This window comes from Cupriavidus sp. 01L45, assembly GCF_056399885.1.
In genome coordinates this window covers 26,006-41,942 of the sequence record NZ_JBFTSG010000070.1, presented here as the reverse complement: position 1 = coordinate 41,942, position 15,937 = coordinate 26,006, and the positions used below count along the sequence as shown (strand labels likewise).

Below are 15,937 nucleotides of genomic sequence, written 5' to 3'. Positions count from 1 at the left end.
TCGTGATGCTCCGTGCCGGTACCGGCAGATGGGCGAATGGGCAGGGAGCCGCTACCGGGGGCCTCACTACGGAACCAGCGCCATTGGCAGGATCGTGGTCATTCAAACCGGTAACGGCATGAGGCTATTAGAACCCGGGGCCTGACGACGAAACCAATGGGCTGCGCAAGCCCGACAAGCCAGCCTCCTGCAAGGATCGCTTTCTTTTGGTTACTTTTCTTTACGAGTAAAGAAAAGTGACACCTCCGTGTGCGTAAACGGCCAACCCCGTACAGCCGCGCCAGCAGCTAGAAGCGCCAAAATACCGCCCACCCACATAACCGGTAGCCCAAAGCCTCAAAAGCTGCCCCACAAAACCCCCAACGCCCCCTCACCGCCCAGTAAAAACCGTCAACACCCCCGTATATCCATAAAGCCGATCCCGAGCAATCTCCCCCCCGGCAAAAAACCCCGCCAAGGGCAAATCCCCCAACGCCTCCCGCACCATCTTCAACTCCGCCCCCGGCGCCCCAAAATGCGGCCCGCCCCTCCCCGAGCAACTGATATACAGCGCCCCCAGGGCATGGCCAGCCGCGCCGCTCTCCAGTTCAGCCCGTATCTCGGTAGCCACGCGCACCAGATCCGCCCGCGCCGCGGCGGGATTGCGCGTGCAGAACGCCAGCCGCATTCCGTCCTCCACCACATCCGCCAGCGCCAGCACCCCATGCTGCATGTCCACGCCGAGCACATGCCGCACCAGCGTTTCCACGCCGAACCTGCCGGGCACGCTGGGTGCATCGTCGCCCCCGGTGCTCAGGCCCACCAGCGTGGCGGACAGTACGCTGGACAAGGTTTCCTCCGGCACATCGCCGCCCAGCCCCAGGTCTTTCAGGACGCAGTCGAGCGCGGGTTCGCCGTCCAGTTCGAACAGCAGGTTATGCGCGGCACGGGTGACGATACGCACCGGCCCGATCGGCTTGCAGCCCTGCGTCACCCGCGAGATCAGGCCGATCCCGGCGTCGAACAGCACACCCGACAACCCGCCGGAGAAGACACCGTCGGCGATGTGCAGGGTGCGGTTGCGCGCCGATGACAGGCCGCCAAACAGGTAGCCGGTGGCGGTGCGCTCGCTCAGTTCGTGCAGCAGGTCCTGGACATCCGGCGTGCTGCCTTCGGCATGCACCAGCGCGGTATGGGGCACGAAGGCGGAGGAGGCGGGGGGCAGCGGCTGCAGCCCGGAGAACAGCCTGAACGCGGTGGGCGGCAACGACGCCGCCATCAGCACCATGGCGGGCTCGTCGATGTACTCGACGCCGCCCGCGCAGACGCCCACGCCGGCCGTACCTACCCAGGCCACGCCTGGCCAGTGTTCCCGCAGCGCGGTGAGTATGTCCTCGGCCGACGGCGCGTAATAGTCGCTGAGGTAACACCACCCGAGCGTGAGCGCGGCGCCGCCGCCCGGCGCTGCCTGGCGGGCCGCCAGTTGCGCGTCAAGTTGCGTCCGGCACTGGGCCAGCGCCTCCCGCCAGTCGTCATGGGCTGCGTGAGCATGGATGAAAGAAGCATCGGACATGGTCGCTCCGCGGCCAGGCCGGCAAGCTGCCGGGCCTCGGCCTGCAAGATGTGTTCTGGCCTATACCGGCAAGGCCAGGTCGGCAATCACCGCGGCCAGGAAGCGCGCGGCTTCGCCGCCCGTGACCACCCGGTGATCGAAGGTAAGGCTGAGCGGCAGGATGCGGTGCACCGCAGGCACGCCGCCGGATGCCACCACCGCGTCGTGGATGCGGCCGGCGCCAAGAATGGCCACCGTTGGCGGCACCACGATGGGCGCCGCGTACTTGCCGGCGATCATGCCGAAGTTGGACAGCGTGATGGTGTTGCCGCGCATTTCCTCGGGCGCGATCTTGCGCGCGCGCACGTCCGCGCGCATGCGGTCCAGGCCGCGCCGCAGGTCGGCCGCGTCGCGGTTGCCGGTGTCGCGCAGCACCGGCACGAACAGGCCTTCGGGCAGGTCTACCGCGATGCCTACGTCGATCCGCTTCGGGACATGGCGGCGGCCGGTCTGGCTTTCGTACCAGGCATTGAGGCCGGGTTCGGCGCGGCATCCGGCGACCAGCGCGCGCACCAGCCGGATCGTGGTGTCGGTGCCGGGCGCCCAGGCGTGGATGTCGGCATCGTCGATCACGGTCGCCGCCGCGACCTCGCTTTGCGCGCGCGCCATGTTCTGCGCCATCGCGCGCCGCACGCCGCGCAAGACTTCCGGCGGCCCCAGGTCCGCCAGCGTCGCGGCCACGCGCCGCACGTCGGCGGCGGTGATGACGCCATCCGCGCCGGAAGGGGTGATCATCGCCAGGTCCACGTCGAGTTGCCGCGCCAGGGCGCGCACGGCTGGCACTGCCCGCACCGCGCCGCCGCCGCGGCCCAGGGCGGCGGGCGCTTCCGCGACCACCTGCGTGCCCACCTTGACGTCGCCCACCACCGCGCCCGCATCCTCCGGCTCGCCCGCGCCTTCGAAGCCGGCCAGCGGCGCGCCGAGATGCACGATCTCGCCGGCCGCGGCAAACAGCCTGGCGACCTGTCCGGCGTAGGGAGAGGGAATCTCGACGATGGCCTTGGCGGTCTCGACCGAAACCAGCGGTTGGTCGGCGGCCACCGTGTCGCCGGGCTTGACGTGCCACTCGGTGATCTCGGCTTCCTGCAGGCCTTCGCCCAGGTCGGGCAACTTGAAGATTTTCATCGAAGCTCCCAGGAACGACTTCAGGCGGCCATGGCCCTGCGCGCCGCGTCGGCAATCCGCGCCACGCTGGGCAGGTACTGGTATTCGAGCCTGGCCATCGGCACTACCGTGTCGTAGCCGGTGACGCGCTGCACCGGCGCGGACAGCGAATACAGCCCGGCGTCGGCCAGGTTCGCCGCGATCTCGGCGCCAAAGCCGGCGCTGCGCGGCGCTTCGTGGACGATGACGCAGCGGCCCGTTTTGCCGACCGACTCCAGGATGGTGCCCATGTCGAGCGGCTTGAGCGTGGCGACGTCGATGACGGCGGCGGAGATGCCTTCGTCCAGCAGCAGGTCGGCGGCGGCCTGCGTCTCCTGCAGCATCGCGCCCCAGCTCACCAGCGTGATGTCGTCGCCGTCGCGCAGCGTGAAGCAGACATCGAGCGGCAGCGCCTCGCCGTTGTCCTGCACCTCCTGGCGGAACAGCCGGTAGAGCCGGGTCGGTTCGAGGAACACCACCGGGTCGGGGTCGCGCATGGCCGCCAGCAGCAGGCCGTAGGCACGCGCCGGCGACGACGGGATCACCACCCGCAGGCCCGGCATATGCGCGAACATCGCCTCGGGACTCTCCGAGTGATGCTCCGGCGCGTGGATGCCAGCCCCGAAAGGCGAACGCAGCACCATCGGGCAGCTCAGCCTGCCGCGCGTGCGGTGGCGCAGGCGACCGGCGTGGTTGATGATGTGGTCGATGGCGGGGTAGATAAAGCCGGTGAACTGGATTTCCGCCACCGGCGCCAGGCCCATCGCCGCCATGCCGACGGCGGCGCCGGCGATGGCGGACTCGGCCAGCGGCGTGTCGATTACGCGCTGCGCGCCGAAGCGCGCCTGCAGCCCGGCCGTCGCGCGGAACACGCCCCCGTTGACGCCGATGTCCTCGCCCAGGAGCACCACGCGCGGGTCGTGCTCCAGTTCATAGGCCAGCGCATGGTTGACGGCTTCGACAAGATGGATTTCAGCCATGATCGCTCTCGCTTGCCGGCGCGTTCGGTGCGAAGCGCCGCGCCGTGTCCACTTGCGTATCCAGCGCTTCGGGCAGGCTGGCATAGAGGTAATCGAACATTGCTGCCGTGTCCGGCGGGGGGATCGCCAGGTAGGCCTCCACCGCGGCGGCAACCTCGCCCGCGCAAGCCTTGGCTAGCTGCTCTTCGCGCGCCGCGTCCCAGGCGCCCAGCCGCAACAGGTAGTTGCGCAGCCTGGCAACCGGTTCGAGCAGCCAGTGCTGCCTGACCTGATCGCTTTCGCGGTAACGCGAGGCATCGTCGGCCGTGGTGTGGTCGCCGAGCCGGTAGGTGATCGCCTCGATCAGCGTGGCCCCGCCGCCGGCGCGCGCCCGTTCGAGCGCTTCGAGTGTCATCTGGCGCACTGCGACGACATCGTTGCCATCCACCTGCAGGCCGGGGATGCCGGCCGCGATGGCCTTTTGCGCCAGCGTTTGCGCGGCGGTCTGCTGGCTGCGGGGCATGGAGATGGCCCACTGGTTATTGTTGACCACCAGCACCAGCGGCGCGTGCCAGGCACCGGCCATATTCATGCCTTCGTAGAAATCGCCTTTCGAGGTGCCGCCGTCGCCGAGCAGGCAGACCGCTGCGCGCGGCTCCGCGCGCAGCTTCATGGCATAGGCGATGCCAGCGGCATGGCAGACCTGGTTGGCGATGGGCACGCAGTTGGGGAAGTCATGCGGCGCCGCCGCAAAGAAATTGCCGCGCTCGTCGCCGCCCCAGTACAGCAGGCTCTCGGTCATCGAGACGCCGCGCTGGAACTGCGCGGCATGATCGCGGTAGGACGGCACCAGCACGTCCTCCGGCCGCATCGCGCTGGCCACGCCGACGCCGACTGCCTCCTGGCCCAGCGCGGAGGCAAACGTACCGATCTGGCCGGTGCGCTGCAGTGCAATGGCCTTCAGGTCGAACTGGCGCGTCAGCACCATGGCCCGGTACAGCGGCACCAGCGCCTCGGGATCGAGCGCAAAGGCCGGTAGCGCCTGGGTCGGCTCACCTTGTGGGTCGAGAAACTGCGTGTACCCGATTTCGAATGTCGCGACGGTCGCCATGGCATGCCCTTTGTTCTTGTGTTCCAGTGGTTGCACTGGGGGCTGTCTTCTTCCGGTGCGCGTCCCGGCCACGAGCCACGATGCGCATGCTCCAACTGCGATTCAGTGTTTGGGGCCTTTCATCGCCTCGGCTTCCATGGCCGCGATCCGCTCCTCGCCGGCCTCGATCGGATCCATCTCGTCGTCGACCGCACCCGCCGCGCGCTCGGCGGCCGCTTTCCCTTCACCGTCGTCGGGCTCGAAGTCCTCGTCCTCGTTGCTCGGCGGCCGCAACATATCCGCGAGCATCGCGGCCAGCTCAGGTGTATCCCATGGCGCACTACGTTGTTTTTGCTTCTTGATGTAGTGCCTGACTTCCGCATCCTGTTCCGGGGTCAGGGGAAGACCACGGAAGGTGCGTTGAGGGTCAATGCCGTCCATCATGCCACTCCGGAGGGTTGTCTCGTTTTCAGTGTAATCCTATTGCAGTGGTTGGGGCGATTGAGGGGAGTGCGGCAATGTGGGGTAACGTCCGGTAGCTTGCAGCCTGACCTGTCTTACCTCCAAGATCTGTTCCTGGTGAAAACCCTAGGAAAATCGGGCTTGCTCATGCACGGAAGCGAGGGCTAAACTATTTCATATAGCGAATACAAGTTCGCAATCCGAATAAACAACAAGGGTCCCCAAGACCCGGACAGGAACAAGAGGTGCCGTGATGCGGCGCCTTGTTTCAGATTTAAGTTGCGAATAAAAATTCGCAATCCGAATTCCAAAGGGCCGGCCGCGATGCCGGCGTTCATCCACCAGTCATGAGCGAGGGCTTTCCTCTGTCAGTTCAGCGAATTAAAATTCGGAATCCGAACTCAAGCCGGGTTCGCACCTGAACTAACCGTGGAGATTGAATATGGCTACCGAGAACCCTGTCCGTTCCGCATCGAAAGCAAGCAGCGCGGGCGACGCATCCAAGAACACGGTGCAGTCGCTGGCGAAGGGCTTCCGCATTCTCGAAGCGTTCTCGGCCCAGGAGCCCGAACTCACCATGGCGGAAGTGGCGCGGCGCTCCGGGCTGGACAACGCGACCGCCTTCCGCTTCCTCAACACGCTGGTGGATATCGGTTATGTGCAGCGCGTGCCGGACACGCGCTTGTTCAGGCTGTCGCTGAAGGTGCTGGACCTTGGCTTCGACGCCATCGCCCATTCCGACCTGCGCACGCGGGCAAGGCCGATCCTGCGCGCGCTGGTGGGGGAGATCAACGAAGCCGCTTCCATCGGCGTGCTGGATGGCCCGGATGTGTTGTACGCCGAGCGTATCCAGGCGGGCCTGACGCGGCTCGGCGTGGATATCCGCATCGGCAGCCGGGTGCCGGCTTATTCCACCGCTGTTGGTTACGCCATCCTGGCCTGGCTGCCCGAGGACATGCAGGCCCGCGTGCTGGATGCCCAGCCGCGGCAAAAGCTGACCGACCACACGCTGACCGATCTCGGCACCATTCTTGAACGCCTGAAGACCGTGCGCGCCAAGGGTTATGCGCTGTCGGACCAGGAGACTGTATCGGGCCTCTACGTGGTCGCCGCCCCGGTGCTGGATGTCGACGGCGTGCCGGTTGCGGGCCTGAGCGTGGCGGCGCCGGCGATGAACACCTCGCTTGAAGATTTCGAATCGACCACGGCCCCGGCGGTAGTGCATGCGGCCACCGAACTGGCCCGTGCGTTGCAACCCTCCGGAGGATTCATTCCTCCCACCCTGACCACCACCGTATTGCGCAGATAGCGCAAGCCTTACCAGGAGACGAACGTGTCTGATATCAATTTCCGCGGCATCATTCCCGCCATTGCAGTCCCCTTCAATGCGGACTACAGCATCAACGAACCGGAGTTGCGCCGCTTCTCCAGGTGGCTGGGCGGGCAGGAGGGCGTGACCGCCCTGATGACCAATGGCCATACCGGTGAAGTCTTCTCGCTGACCCCGCGCGAGCGCGCCGAAGTGACCCGCATCACCGCCGACGCCACCAAGGGCATTTGCCCGGTGATCTCGTCGGTGGTCTGCGAAGGCATCAACGATGCCGTGGAGCAGGCGGGCTGGGCCAGGGAAGCCGGGGCCGCCGGACTCGATATCATGCCGCCGCATCACTGGCTGCGCTTTGGCTTCAAGCCGGAACACTGCCTCGATTACTTCAACGCCATCGGCAAGGCCAGCGGGCTGCCCCTGGTGGTGCATATCTACCCCGCCTGGACGCGCGGCTCCTACTCGTCCGAACTGCTCGCCGAACTGGCAAAGCTGCCTTATGTGAAGGCCTTCAAGATGGGCGAGCGCGAGATGAACAAGTACGCGCGCGATATCAAGGAAATCCGCGCCGCCGATCCCACCAAGGTGCTGATGACCTGCCATGACGAATACCTGCTGGCGTCGCTGGTGCAGGGTCTCGACGGCGCGCTGGTCGGCTTTGCCTCGCTGATTCCCGGCCTGATCAACGATCTGCTCAAGGCGGTCAAGGCTGGCGACCTGCATGAAGCGATGCGCGTGCAGGCCCTGATCAATCCGCTCAAGGACGCGGTGTATGGCGCCGGTGAACCCACGGGCGAAGCGCACGGCCGCATGAAGGCCGCCATGGCGCTGGCCGGCATCCTGAGCGATGGCACCGTGCGCCCGCCGACCCATGCCCCGTCGGCCGCGGAACTGGCCGCCATCAAGGCCGCGCTGGAACAGGCCGGCATCACCCAGAAGGCCGTAGCCTGATCCTGAACGGGTCCGGCCTCGCGCCGCGCAACCAGCGCGCGAGGCCGGGCCGCCAGCAACTGCATGTCAAAGGGGCTTCGATGAGCCAATCCATGCAAGCCGACGCGCCACTCGCAAGGCATGCCCTTGTCACGGGCGCCAGTTCCGGCATCGGCGCCGCCATCGCCCGGCGCTTGCTGTCCGCGGGCTGGCGGGTGACCGGTCTTGACCGCGCGCCGGCGGAGAGCGCCGAGCGCTTCAGTGCGATCGAGGTAGACCTGACGGACGCGGTGAAACTCGCCGCCGCCGTGGCCGCCCTGCCGCGTGTCGACGCCATCGTCCATGCCGCCGGTTATATGCGCACGGCGGTTCTCGGCGAACTGAAGGCCGGGGACGGGGAGGGCATGTGGCGCATCCATGTGGAAGCCGCCGCCGTGCTGGCTAACGCGCTGGTGCCGACATTGCCGGATGGCGCCCGCATCGTGCTGATCGGCAGCCGCACGGCGGCGGGCGCGCCGGGGCGCAGCCAGTACGCAGCGACCAAGGCCGCGCTGGTGGGCATGGCGCGCTCATGGGCGGCGGAACTGGCGCCGCGCGGCATCACGGTCAATGTGGTGGCGCCGGGCGCCACCGAGACCCCCATGCTTAACGATCCCGGCCGCAAGGGCACGCCGCCGCGCACCCCGCCCATCGGGCGCTTTATCCAGCCCGGCGAAGTGGCCGGGATGGTGAGCTTCCTGCTCGGCCCGGATGCCGGGGCCATCACCGGCCAGCAGATCGTGATCTGTGGCGGCGGCTCGCTGTAGGGCGCCCGGCCGATATATCGAATTACCGAAGCATTCAAGACACCGAAGACACCGAACACCGAACACCGAGCACCGAACACCGAACACCGAACACCGAACACCGAACACCGAACACCGAACACCGAACACCGAACACCAAAGACACTGGAGACAAGCAATGTCCGTCCGCATCATTGACGTCCGCGAAGTGACGAAACCGATTTCGTCGCCCATCCGCAATGCCTATATCGATTTCTCGAAGATGACGAGCAGTCTCGTCGCCGTGGTGACCGATGCCTTCCGCGACGGCAAGCGCGTGATCGGCTATGGCTTCAACTCCAACGGCCGCTACGGCCAGGGCGGGCTGATCCGCGAGCGTTTCGCGCCGCGCATCCTGGCGGCCGATCCGGCTTCGCTGCTGGACGACGCAGGCACCAACCTCGATCCCAATCGCGTGTGGGCAGCCACCATGTCCAACGAGAAGCCCGGCGGCCACGGCGAACGCTCGGTGGCGGTCGGCACCATCGACATGGCGGTGTGGGATGCGGTGGCCAAGATCGCCGGCAAGCCGCTGTTCCAGTTGCTGGCGGAGCGCCACGGCGTCAAGGCCAACCCGCGTGTCTTCGTCTATGCCGCAGGTGGTTATTACTACCCCGGCAAGGACCTGTCCGCGCTGCGCGCCGAGATGCGCTCCTACCTCGAGCGCGGCTACAACGTGGTCAAGATGAAGATCGGCGGCGCCAGCCTGGAAGAAGACAGCGCGCGCATCGAGGCCGTGCTGCAGGAGATCGGCACCGACGCGCAGCTCGCGGTCGATGCCAATGGCCGCTTCGACCTGGATACCGCCATCGCCTACGCCAAGATGCTGCGCGACTATCCGCTGTTCTGGTACGAGGAGGCTGGCGACCCGCTGGACTACCACCTGCAGGCCACGCTGGCCGAGTATTACCCCGGCGCCATGGCCACGGGCGAGAACCTGTTCAGCCACCAGGACGCGCGCAACCTGATCCGCTATGGCGCCATGCGCGCCGACCGCGATTACCTGCAGTTCGATTGCGCGCTGTCCTACGGCCTCGTCGAGTACGAACGCACGCTGGAAGTGCTGAAGACTTTCGGCTGGTCGCCCAGCCGCTGCATTCCGCATGGCGGCCACCAGATGTCGCTCAATATCGCAGCCGGCCTGGGTCTGGGCGGCAACGAAAGCTATCCCGACCTGTTCCAGCCCTATGGCGGCTTCCCCGATGGCGTCAAGGTGATCGACGGGCACATCACCATGCCGGAGTTGCCGGGCATTGGTTTCGAGGGCAAGGCGGATCTCTATGCGGAGATGGCGGCGCTGGCGCAGCCTTGAAGATGCGCCAGAGCCGTTTGAAATGACGGCGGCGGTTGCTCCCTCTCCCCCTCAGGGGGAGAGGGAGCAAACCTGAACCGTGCACCCGGACAAAGAACCGCCCTCAAGGGGCGGACCTGCAGTCGAGACAGGAGACAAACAATGCTGTTCCATCGATTCTTCCGCTGTGCCGCGGGCGCGCTGCTGCTGTGCGCCGCCGCCGCTTCCGCGCAGACCTACCCGAACAAGGCCGTGCGCGTCATCATCCCGTTCCCGCCCGGCGGGCCCACCGACACCGTTGGCCGCATGCTGGCGCAAAAGCTGTCCGAGCAGACCGGGCAGAGTTTTATCGTCGACAACCGGCCCGGCGGCCAGGGCATCATTGGCGCCGATGCGGTGGCCAAGGGGGCCGCCGATGGCTACACGCTGCTGTTCAGCGCCTCCACCTTCACCACCACGCCGATGACACTGAAATCGTCTCCCTACGACGTGACGAAGGATTTCGTGCCGATCGCGCTGGTCGGCAAGGGCCCGCTGGCCGTGTCGGTCAACAAGAACCTGCCCATCAAGAACATCAAGGAACTGATCGCCTACGCACAGGCGCACCCGGGCAAGATGTCGTTCGCGATCGGCTCGCAGGCCTCCGCCGGGCATTTGTCGACGGAACTGCTCAAGCGCACGAGCAAGATCGATTACCTGGTGGTGCCGTACAAGGGCTCGGCGCCTGCCTACCAGGACCTGATCGGTGGCGCCATCGACGGCTTTATCGATCCGGTGCTTGGCGCCCTGACGTACCACAAGAGCGGCATGGTACGGGTGGTCGCGGTGACTTCCAAGGAGCGGCTGCCCTCCATGCCCGATGTGCCAACCGTTGCCGAGACCGTGCCGGGCTACGAGTTCTACTCGTGGTACGGGCTGTGGGGCCCGGCCAAGCTTCCGCCGGAAGTGATCAAGCGGATCAACGCCGAGGTCAACAAGGCATTGGCTTCGGACCTGCGCACCAGGCTGGCCGAACAGGGCTACCTGTTGTCGCCCGGCACGCCGGAAGACTTTGCGCGGTTTGAAAAGGAAGATATGGCCCGTTCCGCCAAGATCGTCGCGGAAGCGAAGATCCGCGCGGAGTAGCCCACCCCGCGGCGCTTCAGATCGGAAACTGCGTCGTCGACAGCACCTGCTTGAGTACCATGAACGAGCGTATCTGCCGGACCCCCGGCAGGTACAGCAGTTGCTCCGCATGGAGGCGATTGAAGCTCTCGCTGTCCTTGGTCCGCAGCATCATGAAGTAGTCGAATTCGCCCGTCACCACGTGGCACTCCATGCATCCGGAGACCTTCTGGGCGGCCTTCTCGAACTCCGAGAAGGATTCCGGCGTGGACCTGTCCAGCACCACGCCGATCATCACCAGCATCCCCGCGTCGAGCGCGGCGGGGTTCAGCAGCGCCACGATGCCACGAATCAGTCCGAGTTCCTTCAGCCGCTCCACGCGCCGCAGGCACGCTGGCGGGCTCAGGCTGACCTTGGCTGCCAGCGCCACATTAGAGACGGACGCGTCGCGCTGAAGCGCGCGCAGGATGGCTTTATCGGTGCGGTCCAATGCCTCGGAAAGTGGCGCGGAATGCTCTGATTTGGTGCGCAATTTTGTTTCGTCCATGGCTATTTCTAAAAAATAAACAGGTCAAAAAATTGGATCGATATTTTTTATAGTGCATAAACAGAACGATATTTGCAACCATGTTTCGCGCATTTTTTTCTAGGATTGAGGCCATGCAGCATCAACGAAAGGCGGTTCCACATGCCAGTGTTCTTCGCCAGTCTTGATGCCTGGATCCCCGCCCTCAACCCAGGAGTCGCCAGCATGAATCTCAAACGCTTTCCCCGCCACCAACTGACGTTCGGACCCACGCCCATCCAGCCGCTGAAACGACTCGGCGCACATCTCGGCGGCAAGGTCGACCTCTATGCCAAGCGCGAGGACTGCAACAGCGGCCTGGCGTTCGGCGGCAACAAGACGCGCAAGCTCGAATACATCATTCCGGACGCGCTCGCCCAGGGGTGCGACACGCTCGTCTCCATCGGTGGCATCCAGTCGAACCAGACTCGCCAGGTCGCCGCCGTGGCGGCGCATCTCGGCCTGAAGTGCGTGCTCGTGCAGGAGAACTGGGTGAACTACTCGGACGCCGTCTATGACCGCGTTGGCAATATCCAGATGTCGCGGATCATGGGCGCCGACGTGCGCCTGGTCAGCGATGGTTTCGATATCGGGATCCGCAAGAGCTGGGAAGATGCCATGGAAAGCGTGCGCCAGGCCGGCGGCAAGCCCTACCCGATTCCGGCAGGGTGCTCCGAACATCCGCTGGGCGGCCTGGGTTTTGTCGGCTTCGCCGAAGAAGTGCGCGCACAGGAGGCCGAACTCGGCTTCAAGTTCGACTACATCGTGGTCTGCTCGGTCACCGGCAGCACGCAGGCTGGCATGGTGGTCGGCTTCGCGGCCGATGGCCGGGCCAACCGCGTGATCGGTATTGACGCATCGGCCAAGCCGGAGCAGACCCGTGCGCAGATCCTGCGCATTGCGAAGAACACCGCGCATCTGGTCGACCTCGGCCGGGATATCACCGGCGAAGACGTGGTGCTCGACACGCGCTACGGCGGGCCGGAGTATGGCTTGCCGTCCGAGGATACGCTCGAAGCCATCCGGCTGAGCGCCAGGTTCGAGGGCATGATGACCGACCCGGTCTATGAAGGGAAATCGATGCAGGGCATGATCGACATGGTCCGCCGCGGCGAATTCCCGGAAGGCTCCAAGGTGCTCTACGCCCACCTGGGCGGCGCCCCGGCGCTGAGTGCTTATAGCTTCCCGTTCAGGAACGGCTGAACCCGCCTGCGCACTTGCCTGCGCACGTGACGATCTCCTTGATGTATCCCCTTGATGCCGGTCGTTCAACGCCGGAATCAAGGGGCGCCTGATCGGCAGCACGCCTGGTCTCGCTTTGCCCCCGTCTGCCCCGTCGCTCAATCACACGAGCAGCGAGTGAACGTGGTTCTACGAAGCGTTTCGATCAGCGCGGGCGGCCAACGTCATCACGGATGGCTTCAGGACGCAGGGACGAACGCGCTCTCACGAGGGCTGGCTTGCGCCCGTGTGGCAACGATGTAAAACGGGGAATGGGGGGAGCTGCCTGCTTTGGCCGGTTCCCCGGACGATCAGTCCACGAGCAGATTGATCTTTGTCGCGAATTTCTGCCAGCGATCGATGTCGGTGGTGACCAGCTTCTGGAATTCGGCAGGCGTACTCGTGGTCGAGGCAAAGCCGAGTTGTGCCAGCGAAGCCTTGATCTCGGGCTTGGCGATGGCCTTGGCGATTTCCGTGTTCAGCTTTTGCACGATCTCGGGCGGCGTATGCGCCGGGGCGAGGATGCCGAACCACTGTTCTACGTCATAGCCGGGGACGCCAAGCTCGCTCACACTCGGCACGTCGGGCAGGAACGGTGAGCGCGCCTTTGACGTGACGGCCAGCGCACGTAGCTTGTTGCTCTTCAGGTAAGGCATCGTGTTGGTCAGCGTGTTGACGCTGACGTCGGCCTGGTTGCCAAGCACGTCGGCGATGGCGGGCGCGCAACCTTTATACGGCACATGAAGCATCTCGATTTTTGCCGAGACCTTCAGCAATTCGCCGGCCAGATGCTGCGGCGTGCCGTTACCGCACGACGCATAGCTTGGYGGCGAGGCACTCCTGCCCGCCGCCAGCAAGTCGTTAAACGTGCGGATATGCGATTGCGATGGCACGGAGATCACCGAAGGCACCGAAGCGAATGTGATGACCGCGCTGAAATCGGACTTCGGATTGAACTGCAGCTTCTTGAAGATGCTCGGGTTGATGGCGAAGCTGCTATTGACGATTAGCAGCGTGTAGCCATCGGCAGGGCTCTTGGCCACGAACTCGGCGCCAATATTGCCGCTGGCGCCGGGCCGGTTGTCGACTACCACCGGTTGGCCCAGCGACTTGCTCATGTCGGTGCCGATCAGGCGCGCGAGTGTATCGGTCCCGCCTCCGGCCGGAAACGTCACCACCATACGGATGGGCTTTTGCGGGAAGGTACTCGCGATATTGGCCTCGGCGCGCCCGGGCAGGGTGCTCAGGCTGCCTGCGACAAACAGAAGCGATGCCAGACTGCTGACGACGGATAGGTGTCTCATGGATATGCCTTGTCGGTTAGGGTGAGGGAAAGGGAAGGGTTGGTCAATCGGGGTCTATACGCACTGCCTGGTGGCACTCGCCACCGACGCGGACTAGTGCCGCGGCCGCCCTAAGTGCTTCAGCCGAGTCGGCGTGGATGCGGTAGAGGGGCTGCCCCGGCGCCACTTGTGCGCTGATCGTGCACAGCAGGTCGATGCCTGCACCGGCATCGCGCGGTGCCCCGGCAGCACGCGCCACACCGGAAATTTGCAAGCCTTCTATGGCCGTCACCTGTCCCTGCGTCGTGGCAGCCACTACCTGCGTATGCGCACCCGGCACCACTGGATCGGGGCGAACGCCCTGCGCGGCGGCGATGCGATCGAATGCGGCCTTCGCCTTGCCTTCGTTCAGAAGTGCTGTTGCAATTCGCATGCCTTGTTCGGGCGAGCCCACGCGGGGATCGAATGCGATGATTTCGCCGGCAAAGCGCAGGGCCTTCTCGCGCAAATCTGCGGGCGCATCGGGATCGTTGTCGAGCACCAGGCGGACGTCGCGCACTTCCAGTGCGGGGCCAATGCCACGGCCGATCGGGCGGCTGCCGTCCGTGACCAGCGCGCGTACGTGCAGGCCCAGTCCCTTGCCGACGCGTTCGAACAGTGCGCCAAGCGCTTCGGCGTCGGCGCGTGTTGCCAGCTTGGTCTCCGGCCCGTAGGGCAGGTCGACGATGACGTGGGTAGCGCCGGCAGTGTATTTTTTCGACAGGATCGACGCTACCGACCATCGGCGCGAATCAAGGCGAAGTGGCCGGGTGATTGCGTTCATGACATCGTCGATCACGGAATGGTTCAGATGTCCGTTCCACGCAATGCATGCGCGTGCCTGAGCTATGCACCGGCGCACATCCTCCTGCGTCAGGTCTACACGTGCGATTGTTTCCATTGCATCGGCAGTGCCGGCGGCAGAGGTGATTGCGCGCGACGATGTCTTGGGCATCGCCAGACCGTAGGCCGCGACTATCGGCACCACAATCAGCGTGATGCGGCTGCCGGGAACGCCACCCATCGAATGCTTATCGACGACAAGCGGCTCGTCCCAGTCGATACGGGGTGTGAAGGCCGTACGTGCGCGTGCCAGTGCCACCACTTCGTCGTCCGTCAGCGTCTGGGTTGCGGCAATGAGGAACTCTGTCAGCTCTGCCTCGGTGTACCGTCCGGCAATTGCATCTTGCAGCACAGCGGCGTAGGCAGCTTCGTCGAGCGGCTGACCGCGCAGCTTGGCCATCAGGTTGGCGCGGCTGGCCGGCTGTTCGGCGGAGGATGCCTCGGTGCTATTTCGCAGAGCGCCGACAAAGCGTGCCATTCCCACCTCCAGCGTGCTGTCATTTGACACCGTGATACACGAAACGCCTGGTGGCACCGGTGCTCCCGTTCGTGCAACGCGTTTGGCAACCTGGTCGCCCGACTCGCGCCCGCGCGCTGCAATGCGCTGTGCAAGCACACCATGCGGTGCCGTTACCAGGACGACCACGAAACGTGGTAATCGGGCGGCAAGCTCCGCGATGACGCCGCGCGAGCCATTGGCCACGACATTCCGCCCGCGGTCGAGCTCGAGCAGCAGCGACATGGGCAAGCCATAGCGGAGACCGTGCGCATCCCAAGTTGCCAAAAACTCGCCGCTTCGCTCACGTCGTGTGAACTCGGTATCGGAGACGCCCTCGTGCTCTTCGCCCGCTGACCCGCCAGGACGCGTGATAACGCGCCGTGCAAAAACATAGTCGTCACCGAGCGTTGCACGTGCACCGTCGATCAGGGAGTCCTTGCCAGCGCCACTGGGCCCTACAACAAAAAAGAATGTGCCGGTCGCTTTCATAATTACCTTAGATGTCGAAGTTATACGGTTATGCTAGCACCGGCCATAAGGGTGTCAAGAGATGTTCGATGTCTAAGCTAATGCAAGCAATGGGCCAACGCCCGCAAATCCAGTGTGTACGCGGGATTCGTGTGCTTGTAGGGGAAAACACGGACAAACGGTGTGCGCGGTGGTGGTGCCCCATGCAGTGATTGAGCGCATGGTGCACTAATGTAGTGAACGCTACATGGAGATGCCGGGAAGCCAGGGACGGAGTGTCGGGCGTGCGATCGCCAGAGGC

General features: G+C 65.0%; 14 protein-coding genes. 6 read left to right on the top strand and 8 right to left on the bottom strand.

Annotated elements, in window-relative coordinates:
* Window positions 1-370 precede the first annotated feature (370 nt).
* The 5 genes from AC1DT6_RS35190 to AC1DT6_RS35170 form a co-directional block, all read right to left on the bottom strand.
* Window positions 371-1,552 (bottom strand): FIST signal transduction protein, encoded by a 1,182-nt coding sequence (locus AC1DT6_RS35190; RefSeq protein ID WP_441633175.1) that lies wholly within the window; start codon window positions 1,550-1,552, stop codon window positions 371-373.
* A gap of 60 nt (window positions 1,553-1,612) precedes the next feature.
* Window positions 1,613-2,716, bottom strand: coding sequence for a dihydrolipoamide acetyltransferase family protein (locus tag AC1DT6_RS35185; protein ID WP_441633173.1), 1,104 nt, complete (start codon window positions 2,714-2,716; stop codon window positions 1,613-1,615).
* 20 nt (window positions 2,717-2,736) lie between these two features.
* Complete coding sequence (locus AC1DT6_RS35180) at window positions 2,737-3,714, bottom strand: alpha-ketoacid dehydrogenase subunit beta (protein WP_441633171.1); 978 nt, start codon at window positions 3,712-3,714, stop codon at window positions 2,737-2,739.
* Window positions 3,707-4,804 carry a pyruvate dehydrogenase (acetyl-transferring) E1 component subunit alpha gene (gene pdhA / locus AC1DT6_RS35175; protein WP_441633185.1) on the bottom strand — a complete coding sequence of 366 codons (1,098 nt, stop codon included), beginning with the start codon at window positions 4,802-4,804 and terminating at the stop codon, window positions 3,707-3,709. The genes AC1DT6_RS35180 and pdhA overlap by 8 nt, the downstream gene beginning before the upstream one ends.
* 102 nt (window positions 4,805-4,906) lie before the next feature.
* A complete protein-coding gene (locus tag AC1DT6_RS35170; RefSeq protein ID WP_441633183.1) occupies window positions 4,907-5,224 on the bottom strand; it encodes a hypothetical protein in 318 nt (105 codons plus the stop codon).
* A 463-nt stretch (window positions 5,225-5,687) separates the two neighbouring features.
* Between AC1DT6_RS35170 and AC1DT6_RS35165 the strand changes: the two genes are divergently transcribed.
* From AC1DT6_RS35165 to AC1DT6_RS35145, 5 genes are all read left to right on the top strand, one after another.
* Window positions 5,688-6,554 (top strand): IclR family transcriptional regulator, encoded by an 867-nt coding sequence (locus AC1DT6_RS35165; protein ID WP_051648864.1) that lies wholly within the window; start codon window positions 5,688-5,690, stop codon window positions 6,552-6,554.
* A gap of 24 nt (window positions 6,555-6,578) precedes the next feature.
* Entirely contained in the window at window positions 6,579-7,520 is a 942-nt protein-coding gene (locus AC1DT6_RS35160) for a dihydrodipicolinate synthase family protein (protein WP_441633169.1), read from the top strand.
* Between the two features lie 80 nt (window positions 7,521-7,600).
* Entirely contained in the window at window positions 7,601-8,305 is a 705-nt protein-coding gene (locus AC1DT6_RS35155) for an SDR family NAD(P)-dependent oxidoreductase (protein WP_441633167.1), read from the top strand.
* A gap of 157 nt (window positions 8,306-8,462) precedes the next feature.
* Window positions 8,463-9,635, top strand: a complete 1,173-nt coding sequence (locus AC1DT6_RS35150) for a mandelate racemase/muconate lactonizing enzyme family protein (protein WP_441633165.1) — start codon at window positions 8,463-8,465, stop codon at window positions 9,633-9,635.
* 141 nt (window positions 9,636-9,776) lie between these two features.
* Complete coding sequence (locus AC1DT6_RS35145; protein WP_276290955.1) at window positions 9,777-10,739, top strand: Bug family tripartite tricarboxylate transporter substrate binding protein; 963 nt, start codon at window positions 9,777-9,779, stop codon at window positions 10,737-10,739.
* Between the two features lie 16 nt (window positions 10,740-10,755).
* Here AC1DT6_RS35145 and AC1DT6_RS35140 read toward each other — a convergent pair whose 3' ends face one another.
* Window positions 10,756-11,265: an Lrp/AsnC family transcriptional regulator gene (locus AC1DT6_RS35140; protein ID WP_045236588.1), complete on the bottom strand. Its 510-nt coding sequence runs from the start codon at window positions 11,263-11,265 to the stop codon at window positions 10,756-10,758.
* 204 nt (window positions 11,266-11,469) lie between these two features.
* Here AC1DT6_RS35140 and AC1DT6_RS35135 point away from each other — a divergent pair, with 204 nt between their 5' ends.
* Window positions 11,470-12,486, top strand: a complete 1,017-nt coding sequence (locus AC1DT6_RS35135; RefSeq protein ID WP_441633163.1) for a 1-aminocyclopropane-1-carboxylate deaminase — start codon at window positions 11,470-11,472, stop codon at window positions 12,484-12,486.
* A 329-nt stretch (window positions 12,487-12,815) separates the two neighbouring features.
* Here AC1DT6_RS35135 and AC1DT6_RS35130 read toward each other — a convergent pair whose 3' ends face one another.
* Window positions 12,816-13,808, bottom strand: coding sequence for a tripartite tricarboxylate transporter substrate binding protein (locus AC1DT6_RS35130; protein WP_441633161.1), 993 nt, complete (start codon window positions 13,806-13,808; stop codon window positions 12,816-12,818).
* A 43-nt stretch (window positions 13,809-13,851) separates the two neighbouring features.
* Window positions 13,852-15,657, bottom strand: coding sequence for a phosphonate metabolism protein/1,5-bisphosphokinase (PRPP-forming) PhnN (gene phnN / locus AC1DT6_RS35125; protein WP_441633159.1), 1,806 nt, complete (start codon window positions 15,655-15,657; stop codon window positions 13,852-13,854).
* Between the last annotated feature and the right edge of the window lie 280 nt (window positions 15,658-15,937).